The organism is Escherichia sp. MAL-1 (assembly GCF_052948035.1).
The window spans coordinates 4,209,179-4,223,356 of the sequence record NZ_CM129609.1; the positions used below are offsets into that span (position 1 = coordinate 4,209,179).

At 52.0% G+C, this 14,178-nt stretch carries 13 protein-coding genes and 1 pseudogene; 9 read left to right on the forward strand and 5 right to left on the reverse strand.

What is annotated here, in order from left to right; translation table 11 throughout:
• Positions 1-55 precede the first annotated feature (55 nt).
• The 7 genes from hpaX (at position 56) to yjiA (ending at position 8,438) form a co-directional block, all read left to right on the forward strand.
• On the forward strand, positions 56-1,432 hold the full coding sequence (gene hpaX, locus ACU8XX_RS20995; protein WP_001285764.1) for a 4-hydroxyphenylacetate permease: 1,377 nt from the start codon (positions 56-58) through the stop codon (positions 1,430-1,432).
• 9 nt (positions 1,433-1,441) lie between these two features.
• Positions 1,442-2,332: a 4-hydroxyphenylacetate catabolism regulatory protein HpaA gene (hpaA, locus tag ACU8XX_RS21000; RefSeq protein WP_000332890.1), complete on the forward strand. Its 891-nt coding sequence runs from the start codon at positions 1,442-1,444 to the stop codon at positions 2,330-2,332.
• Between the two features lie 250 nt (positions 2,333-2,582).
• Complete coding sequence (gene hpaB, locus ACU8XX_RS21005; RefSeq protein ID WP_000801473.1) at positions 2,583-4,145, forward strand: 4-hydroxyphenylacetate 3-monooxygenase, oxygenase component; 1,563 nt, start codon at positions 2,583-2,585, stop codon at positions 4,143-4,145.
• 17 nt (positions 4,146-4,162) lie between these two features.
• The gene (locus ACU8XX_RS21010; RefSeq protein ID WP_001175455.1) at positions 4,163-4,675 is read left to right on the forward strand and encodes a 4-hydroxyphenylacetate 3-monooxygenase reductase subunit; all 513 of its coding nucleotides are present in this window, start codon (positions 4,163-4,165) and stop codon (positions 4,673-4,675) included.
• A gap of 392 nt (positions 4,676-5,067) precedes the next feature.
• Complete coding sequence (btsT, locus tag ACU8XX_RS21015; protein WP_001298933.1) at positions 5,068-7,218, forward strand: pyruvate/proton symporter BtsT; 2,151 nt, start codon at positions 5,068-5,070, stop codon at positions 7,216-7,218.
• A gap of 49 nt (positions 7,219-7,267) precedes the next feature.
• A complete protein-coding gene (locus ACU8XX_RS21020; RefSeq protein WP_000467859.1) occupies positions 7,268-7,471 on the forward strand; it encodes a YbdD/YjiX family protein in 204 nt (67 codons plus the stop codon).
• A 10-nt stretch (positions 7,472-7,481) separates the two neighbouring features.
• A complete protein-coding gene (yjiA, locus tag ACU8XX_RS21025; RefSeq protein WP_001295525.1) occupies positions 7,482-8,438 on the forward strand; it encodes a GTPase in 957 nt (318 codons plus the stop codon).
• Between the two features lie 86 nt (positions 8,439-8,524).
• Here yjiA and ACU8XX_RS21030 read toward each other — a convergent pair whose 3' ends face one another.
• Both ACU8XX_RS21030 and ACU8XX_RS21035 read right to left on the reverse strand, forming a co-directional pair.
• Entirely contained in the window at positions 8,525-8,716 is a 192-nt protein-coding gene (locus ACU8XX_RS21030) for an antitoxin (RefSeq protein WP_000063145.1), read from the reverse strand.
• Between the two features lie 25 nt (positions 8,717-8,741).
• A protein-coding gene (locus ACU8XX_RS21035) for an IS1-like element IS1A family transposase (protein ID WP_103215986.1) occupies positions 8,742-9,439 on the reverse strand; the annotation gives its coding sequence in 2 pieces (ribosomal slippage) (positions 8,742-9,190 and positions 9,190-9,439; 699 coding nt in all).
• 200 nt (positions 9,440-9,639) lie between these two features.
• Here ACU8XX_RS21035 and symE point away from each other — a divergent pair.
• Positions 9,640-9,981, forward strand: a complete 342-nt coding sequence (gene symE, locus ACU8XX_RS21040; RefSeq protein WP_000132628.1) for an endoribonuclease SymE — start codon at positions 9,640-9,642, stop codon at positions 9,979-9,981.
• A gap of 46 nt (positions 9,982-10,027) precedes the next feature.
• Here the strand turns inward: symE and ACU8XX_RS21045 are convergent, their stop codons facing one another.
• From ACU8XX_RS21045 to ACU8XX_RS21055, 3 genes and pseudogenes are all read right to left on the reverse strand, one after another.
• On the reverse strand, positions 10,028-11,191 hold the full coding sequence (locus ACU8XX_RS21045; RefSeq protein WP_112924531.1) for a GmrSD restriction endonuclease domain-containing protein: 1,164 nt from the start codon (positions 11,189-11,191) through the stop codon (positions 10,028-10,030).
• Between the two features lie 276 nt (positions 11,192-11,467).
• A pseudogene (locus tag ACU8XX_RS21050) lies at positions 11,468-12,121 on the reverse strand (DUF262 domain-containing protein); the annotation flags it as partial.
• A gap of 96 nt (positions 12,122-12,217) precedes the next feature.
• Positions 12,218-12,382: a DUF1127 domain-containing protein gene (locus ACU8XX_RS21055; RefSeq protein WP_016241822.1), complete on the reverse strand. Its 165-nt coding sequence runs from the start codon at positions 12,380-12,382 to the stop codon at positions 12,218-12,220.
• 176 nt (positions 12,383-12,558) lie between these two features.
• Between ACU8XX_RS21055 and ACU8XX_RS21060 the strand changes: the two genes are divergently transcribed.
• On the forward strand, positions 12,559-13,971 hold the full coding sequence (locus ACU8XX_RS21060; protein WP_240765286.1) for an aminotransferase-like domain-containing protein: 1,413 nt from the start codon (positions 12,559-12,561) through the stop codon (positions 13,969-13,971).
• Positions 13,972-14,178: the final 207 nt, after the last annotated feature.

The following is a 14,178-nucleotide window of genomic DNA, read 5'->3' on the forward strand; positions in this document are numbered from 1 at the left end:
CGCATCCGCCATAAACCTTGTCGTACCCTACAAAAATCCCATTAGAGGAAGAAAAATGAGCGACACCTCACCTGCCATACCGGAGAGTATCGATCCGGCGAATCAGCATAAAGCGCTGACTGCCGGACAACAGGCGGTTATTAAGAAGCTATTTCGCCGCCTGATCGTCTTTCTGTTCGTGCTGTTTATCTTCTCGTTCCTTGATCGCATCAACATTGGTTTTGCCGGACTAACTATGGGACGCGACCTCGGTCTGAGCGCCACCATGTTTGGCCTCGCTACCACCCTGTTCTACGCCGCTTATGTCATCTTCGGCATTCCCAGCAACATTATGCTGAGTATTGTCGGTGCACGGCGCTGGATCGCCACCATCATGGTGCTTTGGGGCATCGCCTCTACTGCTACCATGTTTGCCACTGGCCCCACCAGCTTGTACGTACTGCGTATACTGGTTGGCATTACCGAAGCCGGCTTTCTGCCTGGCATTCTGCTCTATTTAACCTTCTGGTTTCCGGCCTACTTCCGCGCCCGTGCCAACGCCTTGTTTATGGTGGCAATGCCGGTAACGACAGCGTTGGGATCGATCGTTTCCGGCTACATTTTGTCGCTGGATGGCGTAATGGCATTAAAAGGCTGGCAGTGGCTGTTTTTGCTGGAAGGCTTCCCGTCGGTATTACTCGGCGTCATGGTGTGGTTCTGGCTTGATGACTCACCGGACAAAGCTAAGTGGCTGACGAAAGAAGACAAAAAATGCCTGCAAGAGATGATGGATAACGATCGTCTGACGCTGGTTCAGCCAGAGGGAGCCATCAGCCACCATGCCATGCAACAACGCAGCATGTGGCGGGAGATCTTCACTCCGGTGGTGATGATGTATACCCTGGCGTATTTCTGCCTGACCAACACACTTAGTGCGATCAGCATCTGGACACCGCAGATCCTACAAAGCTTTAATCAAGGCAGCAGTAATATCACCATCGGCCTGCTGGCCGCCGTACCGCAGATTTGTACCATTCTCGGGATGATTTACTGGAGCCGTCACTCAGATCGCCGCCAGGAACGAAGGCATCACACCGCCCTTCCCTATTTGTTCGCTGCCGCTGGTTGGTTACTGGCTTCGGCAACTGATCACAACATGATCCAGATGCTGGGGATCATTATGGCTTCGACCGGATCATTCAGCGCAATGGCGATTTTCTGGACAACACCGGATCAGTCCATCAGCCTGCGGGCACGAGCGATCGGTATTGCGGTGATCAACGCCACTGGCAACATTGGTTCAGCATTAAGTCCGTTTATGATCGGCTGGTTGAAAGATCTGACCGGCAGCTTTAACAGTGGATTGTGGTTTGTTGCCGCGCTGCTGGTGATTGGTGCGGGGATTATCTGGGCAATTCCAATGCAGTCCTCCCGTCCGCGAGCGACCCCGTAAGGAACGACGATGTGTGACCGTCAGATTGCCAATATTGATATCAGCAAAGAGTACGATGAAAGCCTGGGCACGGACGATGTGCATTATCAGTCGTTCGCCCGCATGGCGGCCTTTTTTGGCCGCCATATGCTGCCACATCGCCACGAACAGTACTTTCAGATGCATTTCCTCAATAGCGGACAGATTGAGCTACAGCTTGACGATCATCGCTACTCGGTGGAAGCGCCCCTGTTTGTCCTGACGCCGCCGTCAGTACCTCATGCGTTTATTACGGAGTCTGATGCTGACGGTCATGTATTGACGGTACGGGAAGATCTGATCTGGCCCCTGCTGGAAGTTCTTTATCCGGGCACTCGGGAAACCTTCGGCCTGCCGGGGATTTGCCTGTCACTGGCAGATAAACCCGACGAACTGGCGGCGCTGGAACACTATTGGCAACTGATAGAGCGGGAATCGGTAGAACAACTGCCTGGACGGGAACACACCCTGACGTTACTGGCACAGGCAGTGTTCACCCTACTGCTGCGTAACGCAAAACTCGACGACCATGCCGCCAGCGGAATGCGCGGAGAATTAAAACTGTTCCAGCGTTTTCATATGCTTATTGAAAGCCATTTTCATCAGCACTGGACAGTACCGGATTACGCTAACGAACTGCATATCACCGAATCACGCCTCACGGACATCTGCCGCCGCTTTGCCAACCGTCCGCCAAAACGGTTGATTTTCGACAGGCAGCTACGAGAAGCCAAGCGGCTGCTGCTGTTTTCTGATAACGCCGTGAACAATATTGCCTGGCAACTCGGTTTTAAGGATCCGGCTTATTTTGCGCGCTTTTTTAATCGCTTAGTCGGTTGCTCGCCCAGTGCTTATCGTGCCAAAAAAGTACCTGTGACGTGAAATTCCCTTAGCCTTAACGGGAAACCAGGCACCACCTGCTATTCCCCTTTCTCCGCCTGGAGCAAGGGGATTTAGTAACGTTAAAAATCGCTAAAAGCGACCTCGATCACAAAACCGTACCCGACCTGAAAAGTACCAGCCATTGTCCCAAAAGTCTCTTCCCGTAATCGCCCCTGCAAGCTTCAATTGAATAACAAAAACAATACACAAAATTAACAATCGTATTCCGATTAATACTGTAGAGGTCGATATGAAACCAGAAGATTTCCGCGCCAGTACCCAACGTCCGTTCACCGGGGAAGAGTATCTGAAAAGCCTGCAGGATGGTCGCGAGATCTATATCTATGGCGAGCGAGTGAAAGACGTCACCACTCATCCGGCATTTCGTAATGCGGCAGCGTCTGTTGCCCAACTGTACGACGCGCTACACAAACCGGAGATGCAGGACTCTCTGTGTTGGAACACCGACACCGGTAGCGGCGGCTATACCCATAAATTCTTCCGCGTGGCGAAAAGTGCCGACGACCTGCGCCAGCAACGCGACGCCATCGCTGAGTGGTCACGCCTGAGCTATGGCTGGATGGGCCGTACCCCAGACTACAAAGCCGCTTTCGGTTGCGCACTGGGCGCGAATCCGGGCTTTTACGGTCAGTTCGAGCAGAACGCCCGTAACTGGTACACCCGTATTCAGGAAACTGGCCTCTACTTTAACCACGCGATTGTTAACCCACCGATCGATCGTCATTTGCCGACCGATAAAGTGAAAGACGTTTACATCAAGCTGGAAAAAGAGACTGACGCCGGGATTATCGTCAGCGGTGCGAAAGTGGTTGCCACCAACTCGGCGCTGACTCACTACAACATGATTGGCTTCGGCTCGGCACAAGTGATGGGCGAAAACCCGGACTTCGCACTGATGTTCGTTGCGCCAATGGATGCCGATGGCGTGAAATTAATCTCCCGCGCCTCTTATGAGATGGTCGCGGGTGCTACCGGCTCGCCGTACGACTACCCGCTCTCCAGCCGCTTCGATGAGAACGATGCGATTCTGGTGATGGATAACGTGCTGATCCCATGGGAAAACGTGCTGATCTACCGCGATTTCGATCGCTGCCGTCGCTGGACAATGGAAGGCGGTTTTGCCCGTATGTATCCGCTGCAAGCCTGTGTGCGCCTGGCAGTGAAATTAGACTTCATTACGGCACTGCTGAAAAAATCACTCGAATGTACCGGCACCCTGGAGTTCCGTGGTGTGCAGGCCGATCTCGGTGAAGTGGTGGCGTGGCGCAACACCTTCTGGGCATTGAGTGACTCGATGTGTTCAGAAGCGACGCCGTGGGTCAACGGGGCTTATTTACCGGATCATGCCGCACTGCAAACCTATCGCGTACTGGCACCAATGGCCTACGCGAAGATCAAAAACATTATCGAACGCAACGTTACCAGTGGCCTGATCTATCTCCCTTCCAGTGCCCGTGACCTGAACAATCCGCAGATCGACCAGTATCTGGCGAAGTATGTGCGCGGTTCGAACGGTATGGATCACGTCCAGCGCATCAAGATCCTCAAACTGATGTGGGACGCCATTGGCAGCGAATTTGGTGGTCGTCACGAGCTGTATGAAATCAACTACTCCGGTAGCCAGGATGAGATTCGCCTGCAGTGTCTGCGCCAGGCACAAAGCTCCGGCAATATGGACAAGATGATGGCGATGGTTGATCGCTGCCTGTCGGAATACGACCAGAACGGCTGGACTGTGCCGCACTTGCACAACAACGACGATATCAACATGCTGGATAAGCTGCTGAAATAACGCAGCAGGAGGTTAAGATGCAATTAGATGAACAACGCCTGCGCTTTCGTGACGCGATGGCCAGCCTGTCGGCAGCGGTAAATATTATCACCACCGAGGGCGACGCCGGACAATGCGGGATTACGGCAACGGCTGTCTGCTCGGTCACGGATACACCACCGTCGCTGATGGTGTGCATTAACGCCAACAGTGCGATGAACCCGGTTTTTCAGGGCAACGGTAAGTTGTGCGTCAACGTCCTCAACCATGAGCAGGAACTGATGGCACGCCACTTCGCGGGCATGACAGGCATGGCGATGGAAGAGCGTTTTAGCCTCTCATGCTGGCAAAAAGGTCCGCTGGCGCAGCCGGTGCTGAAAGGTTCGCTGGCCAGTCTTGAAGGAGAGATCCGCGATGTGCAGGCGATTGGCACACATCTGGTGTATCTGGTGGAGATTAAAAACATCATCCTCAGTGCAGAAGGTCACGGACTTATTTACTTTAAACGCCGTTTCCATCCGGTGATGCTGGAAATGGAAGCTGCGATTTAAGCTCCAGCCCCTTCACGCATTCGTCGAAGGGGTATTTTTATTGTGATCTCAATCACATATCCACCCGATGAATAATTCTTGCCCAACCGCTCACCGCCATTCCTGACCGCTTACATCCCTAAAATAACCACTCAGTTATTTACCTTACTTTACGCGCGCGTATCTCTGGCAACATCACTGCAGGATAGCGGTCAATTTACCTCCTCAAACGCAACGCAAACCTAGAACGGCTTCGGCCTATGATTAACAAATTACTCTATGGATTTTGGTTTGCAGGAAGGCAGCAAGTGAGTGAATCCCCGGGAGCTTGCAACAGTAAGTGACAGGGGTGAACGAACGCAGCTGCCGCACCTGTAAGCCAAAAGACGACGAGTAAAATGCCAGGTTTTACTATGGATACGAAAAAACTATTCAAGCACATACCCTGGGTGATTCTCGGAATCATCGGTGCATTCTGCCTCGCGGTAGTTGCATTACGTCGGGGGGAGCACGTCAGCGCCCTGTGGATCGTGGTCGCCTCTGTATCGGTGTATCTGGTGGCGTATCGCTACTACAGTCTGTACATCGCCCAGAAGGTGATGAAACTCGACCCCACGCGCGCGACGCCTGCGGTTATTAACAACGACGGTCTGAACTACGTTCCGACCAACCGTTACGTGTTGTTTGGTCACCACTTCGCCGCTATCGCCGGTGCTGGTCCGCTGGTTGGTCCGGTTCTCGCCGCGCAGATGGGCTACCTGCCCGGCACGCTGTGGCTGCTGGCGGGGGTAGTGCTGGCCGGTGCGGTACAGGACTTTATGGTGCTGTTTATCTCCTCTCGCCGTAACGGCGCATCTCTCGGTGAGATGATCAAAGAAGAGATGGGACCAGTACCGGGGACTATCGCGCTGTTTGGCTGTTTCTTAATCATGATCATCATCCTTGCCGTCCTGGCGCTGATTGTGGTTAAAGCCCTGGCAGAAAGTCCGTGGGGTGTCTTCACCGTTTGCTCAACCGTACCGATTGCGCTGTTTATGGGTATCTACATGCGCTTTATCCGTCCGGGGCGTGTGGGTGAAGTCTCTGTAATCGGTATCGTGCTGCTGGTTGCCTCTATCTACTTCGGTGGCGTGATTGCTCACGATCCGTACTGGGGTCCGGCACTGACCTTTAAAGACACCACCATTACCTTCGCGCTGATTGGCTATGCGTTTGTTTCCGCGCTGCTGCCGGTGTGGCTGATCCTCGCACCACGCGACTATCTGGCAACCTTCCTGAAAATCGGCGTTATCGTCGGCCTGGCGCTGGGTATCGTGGTGCTGAACCCGGAACTGAAAATGCCTGCGATGACCCAGTACATTGACGGTACTGGCCCGCTGTGGAAAGGCGCTCTGTTCCCGTTCCTGTTCATCACTATCGCCTGTGGTGCGGTATCTGGCTTCCACGCGCTGATCTCTTCCGGTACGACGCCGAAATTGCTGGCTAACGAAACCGACGCGCGTTTCATTGGCTACGGCGCAATGCTGATGGAGTCCTTCGTGGCGATTATGGCGCTGGTTGCTGCGTCCATCATCGAACCAGGTCTTTACTTCGCGATGAACACCCCGCCTGCTGGCCTTGGCATCACCATGCCTAACCTGCATGAAATGGGGGGCGAGAATGCGCCGATCATCATGGCGCAGCTGAAAGACGTTACCGCACACGCGGCGGCGACCGTCAGCTCCTGGGGCTTCGTGATTTCGCCAGAGCAGATCCTGCAAACCGCGAAAGACATTGGTGAGCCTTCTGTCCTGAACCGTGCAGGTGGTGCGCCGACACTGGCGGTAGGTATCGCGCACGTGTTCCACAAAGTGCTGCCGATGGCTGACATGGGCTTCTGGTATCACTTCGGTATTCTGTTCGAAGCCCTGTTCATCCTGACCGCGCTGGATGCGGGTACCCGTTCTGGCCGCTTTATGCTGCAGGACCTGCTGGGTAACTTCATCCCGTTCCTGAAAAAAACCGACTCTCTGGTTGCTGGTATCATCGGTACTGCGGGCTGTGTGGGTCTGTGGGGCTACCTGCTGTATCAGGGCGTGGTCGATCCGCTGGGCGGCGTTAAGAGCCTGTGGCCGCTGTTCGGTATTTCCAACCAGATGCTGGCAGCCGTAGCGCTGGTACTGGGCACTGTTGTGCTGATTAAGATGAAGCGCACCCAATACATCTGGGTAACTGTTGTTCCGGCTGTATGGCTGCTTATCTGCACCACCTGGGCGCTGGGCCTGAAACTGTTCAGCACCAACCCGCAGATGGAAGGCTTCTTCTACATGGCAAGCCAGTACAAAGAGAAGATTGCTAACGGTACTGACCTGACGGCGCAGCAGATTGCCAACATGAACCACATCGTTGTGAACAACTACACCAACGCAGGCCTGAGTATTCTGTTCCTGATTGTGGTGTACAGCATCATCTTCTACGGTTTCAAAACCTGGCTTGCGGTGCGTAACAGCGACAAACGTACTGACAAAGAAACTCCGTACGTTCCAATCCCGGAAGGCGGCGTGAAGATTTCTTCGCACCACTAACCGTGTTTAGCCCCGCTTCGGCGGGGCTTTGTTCTTATCAGAGTGAACTATGTTTGGTAACTTAGGACAGGCAAAAAAATATCTCGGCCAGGCGGCGAAGATGTTGATTGGCATTCCAGACTACGACAACTACGTCGAGCATATGAAGACCAACCATCCCGACAAGCCGTACATGAGCTATGAAGAATTCTTCCGCGAACGCCAGAACGCGCGCTACGGCGGCGATGGTAAAGGCGGTATGCGCTGTTGTTAATGGAGAGAGCATGAACCCGATTGCAGTTACCCTACTCACCGGTTTTTTAGGCGCGGGCAAAACCACCCTGCTGCGCCATATTCTTAATGAACAACACGGCTACAAGATTGCCGTGATTGAAAACGAATTCGGCGAAGTCTCCGTTGATGATCAACTGATTGGCGACCGCGCCACGCAGATCAAAACGCTGACCAACGGCTGCATCTGCTGTTCGCGCTCCAACGAGCTGGAGGACGCGCTACTCGACCTGCTGGATAATCTCGACAAGGGCAATATTCAGTTCGATCGTCTGGTCATTGAATGCACCGGCATGGCCGATCCTGGCCCGATTATTCAAACCTTTTTCTCCCATGAGATTTTATGCCAGCGCTACCTGCTGGACGGCGTGATTGCGCTGGTGGATGCGGTACATGCCGATGAGCAGATGAACCAGTTCACCATCGCCCAGTCCCAGGTGGGCTACGCCGACCGTATTCTGCTGACTAAAACCGACGTCGCAGGCGAAGCAGAAAAACTGCGTGAACGTCTGGCACGCATCAACGCCCGTGCACCGGTCTACACCGTCACCCACGGCGACATCGACCTGGGTCTGCTGTTCAACACCAACGGTTTTATGCTGGAAGAAAACGTCGTCAGCACCAAACCGCGTTTCCATTTTATCGCGGACAAACAAAACGATATTTCGTCGATTGTGGTGGAACTGGATTACCCGGTAGATATCAGCGAAGTTTCCCGCGTGATGGAAAACCTGCTGCTGGAATCGGCGGATAAACTGCTGCGTTACAAAGGGATGCTGTGGATTGACGGCGAACCTAATCGCCTGCTGTTCCAGGGCGTCCAGCGCCTCTACAGCGCCGACTGGGACCGCCCGTGGGGCGATGAAAAACCGCATAGCACGATGGTGTTTATCGGGATTCAGCTGCCGGAGGATGAGATTCGGGCGGCGTTTGCGGGGTTGAGGAAGTAATCGTGAAAGGTTGAGTGTAAAGCAGCTCAATGCCCCATTTAGCAGTGAGGGGGGAAACAGAACGACGTGCTCCCCTCCGCTAAGTTTTATTGCGCGTGAATACCTGGATCTGGCAAAAAATTGCCGCGTTTGGCGTCAGACCATGCTTCGCTACCAGAAGCAGGAATGTCGCTGTAATCAATGTCTTCGTCGGATTTATTAACCAAAGCCATGAGTTCAGCTTCTTGCTGCACATCAAGTGTGTAGAGTGTGCCCCGTTTATGTTTAACCATGCTCATTTATGACCAGGGTAATGACTCCAACTTATTGATAGTGTTTTATGTTCAGATAATGCCCGATGACTTTGTCATGCAGCTCCACCGATTTTGAGAACGACAGCGACTTCCGTCCCAGCCGTGCCAGGTGCTGCCTCAGATTCAGGTTATGCCGCTCAATTCGCTGCGTATATCGCTTGCTGATTACGTGCAGCTTTCCCTTCAGGCGGGATTCATACAGCGGCCAGCCATCCGTCATCCATATCACCACGTCAAAGGGTGACAGCAGGCTCATAAGACGCCCCAGCGTCGCCATAGTGCGTTCACCGAATACGTGCGCAACAACCGTCTTCCGGAGCCTGTCATACGCGTAAAACAGCCAGCGCTGGCGCGATTTAGCCCCGACATAGCCCCACTGTTCGTCCATTTCCGCGCAGACGATGACGTCACTGCCCGGCTGTATGCGCGAGGTTACCGACTGCGGCCTGAGTTTTTTAAGTGACGTAAAATCGTGTTGAGGCCAACGCCCATAATGCGGGCTGTTGCCCGGCATCCAACGCCATTCATGGCCATATCAATGATTTTCTGGTGCGTACCGGGTTGAGAAGCGGTGTAAGTGAACTGCAGTTGCCATGTTTTACGGCAGTGAGAGCAGAGATAGCGCTGATGTCCGGCGGTGCTTTTGCCGTTACGCACCACCCCGTCAGTAGCTGAACAGGAGGGACAGCTGATAGAAACAGAAGCCACTGGAGCACCTCAAAAACACCATCATACACTAAATCAGTAAGTTGGCAGCATCACCCTAACTTCCATCTTATTTTCATTAATTTTTAGCTGGACTTTCCCCATATTTACTGATGATATATACAGGTATTTAGCGCGGTGCGGATGTGCGCCAACACACCCGCACCGCTAATCACAATCACTATTTATAGGGAATAGCAGTTATGACTGACACGCATTCTATTGCACAACCGTTCGAAGCAGAAGTCTCCCCGGCAAATAACCGTCAATTAACCGTGAGTTATGCGAGTCGCTACCCGGATTACAGCCGTATTCCCGCCATCACCCTGAAAGGTCAGTGGCTGGAAGCCGCCGGTTTTGCTACCGGCACGCCCGTTAATGTCAAAGTGATGGAAGGCTGTATTGTCCTCACCGCCCAACCACCCGCCGCCGCCGAGAGCGAACTGATGCAGTCGCTGCGCCAGGTGTGCAAGCTGTCGGCGCGTAAACAAAGGCAGGTGCAGGAGTTTATTGGGGTAATTGCGGGTAAACAGAAAGTCGCCTGATACATTGACCCGGTAGCGCCAGTACTACCGGGCATTTTTCGCCGCGTTATACCAAGGCGCTCTCCATCTGTTTTTCAAATGCCTGACGAATTAATCCCATAATGTAAGGAAGTTGTGCGAGGTCACTGAAACCAATTTCCACATCGCCATTGCCCCATCGCCCAACATTTGTCACATCTTTGGCAATACCTTTCGGATCGACCAGTTCATGAAACTGCATATTAAGCGACAATCGCAGTCGGCTTTTTTGCGGCACAACATCAACAAAATTCGTTTCCGCTTTAAACGCAATATAGAGCTTCAATACTTCCTGCGTGATCCCTGCGTCCAGGCGCATAACTTCATCGCGAAGATGATCAAATAACAACCGGCTATGCGAACCATCAGCAAGAAAAGGATAATCACTCAGGCTGTAACTGTTTTTGTTTTCAGGCTGTCCCCGATAAACAGCTAAAACCTCTTCAGGAAGAGAAGGCGCTTGCCAGACCTGAACCGCGAGATCGGCCAGGCGATCGGCACGGGCGCGAATGGCGGCTTCATCCCATTTTTCGCACTGCCCAAGACCGATATTCAAATAGAGCGGGCTATGTTTAAAGCCGTCTTCAATATCGCGTTTTTCCGCGAAAGGTCTGTCACTGTAGCGGGAGTTATAGCGCGTTAAAGTGAGATTCCCCAACGTATGTAACAGTTCTTTATGCACACGCTGCCAGTCGCTTCCCAGCTCTTCACGCCATTTAGCCGACAGATTTTCGTTCTGCGGCATAATGTGCTCAATCGTAAACTCTTCCACGCGCTCTCTGCGTTTATCGTTTTCCAGTCGTCGTAACCAGTAGCTGCGGCTGCGGAAGTTATAGAGATCGCGAATTTTTAATTCCCGTTTAAATTCATCATCGTTGGGGAAACGACGATATGAAGGCAGGTTCATAAAATGTACCTGAATACTTTCCAGATATTTTTCTTTATTAATGACCTTATAAAAAGTAGCAAACGTCTTGTTAAGAGAATTCGTCGGAATCGCACATACTGCACGGCGGAAAACATAAGATTCAATTAAACGAATTATGCTCAGGAAATCTTCGTGAGACAAAACGCCATTTTTATAGTCATGATAAAGCGCCAGTAAGAAAGGATACGCCACATCGACTTTTAACTCGCGCAAATCCTGAAAAGCCGTAGCAAGCGATTTGTCACTTTCTTTACCCAAAGCCATTGCACAGTAATACTCCGCGTAGATATGAATATCTTCAACCAGCCGATCTACGCCTTTTTCAGCAACACTCTGGCTGCGGGCATGGAGTTTAAATGCCTCATAGACTTCATCTGTCCGAGGGATCTCCCCCGTTTTTACCGTCAGATAATGACGCATAAAACTGTCAAAATATTCGCTGTAACCTTGCTGACCAAAGGCGACTTCCATTGGACGCCAGTGATCTTCATACAACCGGGTTTGATGCTCTGGTTCGAGGCCCATCAGAATAAAATTGCGCACCAGATCGGCCTGACTTAACGCCTTACCGGTGGAGTTCATACTTTCAAAAATCAGTTGCGGATTATCCTGACCACGATTAAGCGCCACATCGACAATTAATAACTTTGCTAACCCACGACATAAGGGGATCAAGTCATCACCGAGTTTGGCAATTTGTTCATCAAAGAAAGTAAAGTTTTCCATTATTCGATGGGAATAGTTTTCTGGCATCGGTCTTTGTTTTATTAACGCCAGCAAACTGTCTTTATCAGTCTCGGTCAGCAGTAATTTAAAACCTTTCTCGCCGGACTCATAAGGATTGAGCAAATAATAATTACGCAATTTCATTGCTGAAAAGCCATCAAAAACTTCGTCTTCGCCAAGATGGCGCGATAAAGCCTCAATCAGCAACATTGCGGTCGTCAGCCGTTGTTGACCATCAATGACCAGTAACGGAGAAATACCAGAAACCTGATACAACCCCTGCTCAATATAAACAACCGAACCGATAAAATGCGCTGATATATCGTCACGCTTTCCTGCACGAATGATGTCGTCCCAAAGTTGCCGACATTGTTGTTCTGTCCATGAATAAGTCCGTTGATAAATGGGAATAACAAACTGCTGCGAACGTTTTAAAAAATCGAGTAGGCGAGCTTCTGTAGCTTTCATTCTGACGTCTTTCCGTGAAGCGATGATTTCGCAATAATAACCACTTCCTTGTGGAGGTTATAGAGAAATCCTGTTTATCCGCGACGAACATCCCCCTCACTCCACATCCTCCCTGCGTAACCCAATATCTTTCAACCGCTCATCACTCATCTGCTGTAACACTCGTCGGGTCTGCATTTGCCGCCGCCAACGCCTCACCGCCTGCCAGAGTTGCACAAGTCTGATAAACGGCGTTTTGGCTTTGTTTTCGTGAAATTCCATCTGCTGCCTCCTCATCTTTCAGAGGCTTCATCATCCGCCTTCTGGCAGTTCACAATACAGATGCAAATATTAGTTTTATTTAACATACAGACAGGTTAAAACAGCATCTGCATCCGGTTTTTTAGCCTCATCTGTACCGGTTTCTCTCTCTGTATGGTCCAAATAAGGAATACAGCATGACGCGTTATCAACATCTGGCAACTCTGCTTGCCGAGCGGATTGAGCAAGGGCTGTATCGTCACGGGGAGAAATTGCCGTCGGTGCGCAGCTTAAGTCAGGAGCACGGCGTCAGCATCAGCACCGTGCAGCAGGCGTACCAGACGCTGGAGACGATGAAGCTCATCACTCCGCAGCCGCGTTCGGGTTATTTTGTCGCACAACGTAAAACCCAGCCGCCTGTACCGCCGATGACGCGTCCGGTGCAGCGCCCGGTGGAAATTACCCAGTGGGATCAGGTGCTGGATATGCTGGTGGCGCATAGCGACAGTTCCATTGTTCCGTTAAGCAAAAGCACGCCGGATGTCGAAACGCCCAGCCTGAAACCGCTCTGGCGGGAGCTAAGCCGGGTGGTGCAGCATAATCTGCAAACCGTGCTCGGTTATGACTTGTTAGCCGGTCAGCGGGTATTGCGAGAGCAGATTGCCCGCCTGATGCTCGACAGCGGCTCGGTGGTCACCGCCGATGACATCATCATCACCAGCGGCTGCCATAACTCGATGTCGCTGGCGTTAATGGCGGTGTGTAAACCGGGCGATATTGTCGCGGTCGAATCCCCCTGTTATTACGGTTCGATGCAGATGCTGCGCGGCATGGGCGTGAAAGTGATTGAAATCCCAACCGATCCAGAAACAGGCATCAGCGTTGAAGCGCTGGAACTGGCGCTGGAACAGTGGCCGATTAAAGGCATCATTCTGGTGCCAAACTGTAATAATCCGCTGGGATTTATTATGCCGGACGCGCGCAAACGGGCCGTTCTCTCTCTCGCTCAGCGTCATGATATTGTGATTTTTGAAGATGATGTCTACGGCGAACTGGCAACGGAGTATCCGCGCCCGCGGACCATTCATTCCTGGGATATCGACGGGCGAGTGCTGTTGTGCAGCTCGTTCAGTAAAAGCATTGCACCTGGCCTGCGCGTGGGCTGGGTCGCACCGGGGCGATATCACGATAAACTGCTGCATATGAAATATGCCACCAGCAGCTTTAATGTACCGTCCACGCAAATGGCGGCGGCAACGTTTGTGCTGGAAGGTCACTATCATCGCCATATCAGGCGGATGCGGCAGAACTATCAGCGCAATTTGGCGCTTTATACCTGCTGGATACGGGAATATTTTCCCTGCGAAATCTGTATTACGCGCCCGAAAGGCGGATTTTTACTGTGGATAGAATTGCCTGAACAGGTCGATATGGTCTGCGTTGCGCGGCAGCTGTGCCGCATGAATATCCAGGTGGCAGCAGGCTCGATTTTCTCGGCTTCCGGCAAATACCGTAATTGTCTACGCATCAACTGCGCTTTGCCGCTCAGCGAAACCTATCGCGAAGCACTAAAGCAAATTGGCGAGGCCGTGTATCGGGCAATGGAATAAATTCGAATTAGTGGCGAAGCACCTGATTTCCTCTCACGAATCGCCTGTAACTCGTTGTATCTTTGCAGGGTCATCGCCACGTTCCAGCATGGCTTAGGCAAAGTGTGCTTCGTTCATACCGGATGCGGCGTGAACGCCTTATCCGGCCTACAAACCGCGCAAATTCAATAGATTGCAGAGGAAATGTAGGTCTGATAAGCGTAGCGC

What these genes read in the sequence shown, in the direction of transcription:
- hpaX (WP_001285764.1), top strand. Translation starts at nt 56, where the DNA reads ATGAGCGACACCTCACCTGCCATACCGGAGAGTATCGATCCGGCGAAT.
- hpaA (WP_000332890.1), top strand. Translation starts at nt 1,442, where the DNA reads ATGTGTGACCGTCAGATTGCCAATATTGATATCAGCAAAGAGTACGAT.
- hpaB (WP_000801473.1), top strand. Translation starts at nt 2,583, where the DNA reads ATGAAACCAGAAGATTTCCGCGCCAGTACCCAACGTCCGTTCACCGGG.
- ACU8XX_RS21010 (WP_001175455.1), top strand. Translation starts at nt 4,163, where the DNA reads ATGCAATTAGATGAACAACGCCTGCGCTTTCGTGACGCGATGGCCAGC.
- btsT (WP_001298933.1), top strand. Translation starts at nt 5,068, where the DNA reads ATGGATACGAAAAAACTATTCAAGCACATACCCTGGGTGATTCTCGGA.
- ACU8XX_RS21020 (WP_000467859.1), top strand. Translation starts at nt 7,268, where the DNA reads ATGTTTGGTAACTTAGGACAGGCAAAAAAATATCTCGGCCAGGCGGCG.
- yjiA (WP_001295525.1), top strand. Translation starts at nt 7,482, where the DNA reads ATGAACCCGATTGCAGTTACCCTACTCACCGGTTTTTTAGGCGCGGGC.
- ACU8XX_RS21030 (WP_000063145.1), bottom strand. Translation starts at nt 8,716, where the DNA reads ATGAGCATGGTTAAACATAAACGGGGCACACTCTACACACTTGATGTG.
- symE (WP_000132628.1), top strand. Translation starts at nt 9,640, where the DNA reads ATGACTGACACGCATTCTATTGCACAACCGTTCGAAGCAGAAGTCTCC.
- ACU8XX_RS21045 (WP_112924531.1), bottom strand. Translation starts at nt 11,191, where the DNA reads ATGGCTTTGGGTAAAGAAAGTGACAAATCGCTTGCTACGGCTTTTCAG.
- ACU8XX_RS21055 (WP_016241822.1), bottom strand. Translation starts at nt 12,382, where the DNA reads ATGGAATTTCACGAAAACAAAGCCAAAACGCCGTTTATCAGACTTGTG.
- ACU8XX_RS21060 (WP_240765286.1), top strand. Translation starts at nt 12,559, where the DNA reads ATGACGCGTTATCAACATCTGGCAACTCTGCTTGCCGAGCGGATTGAG.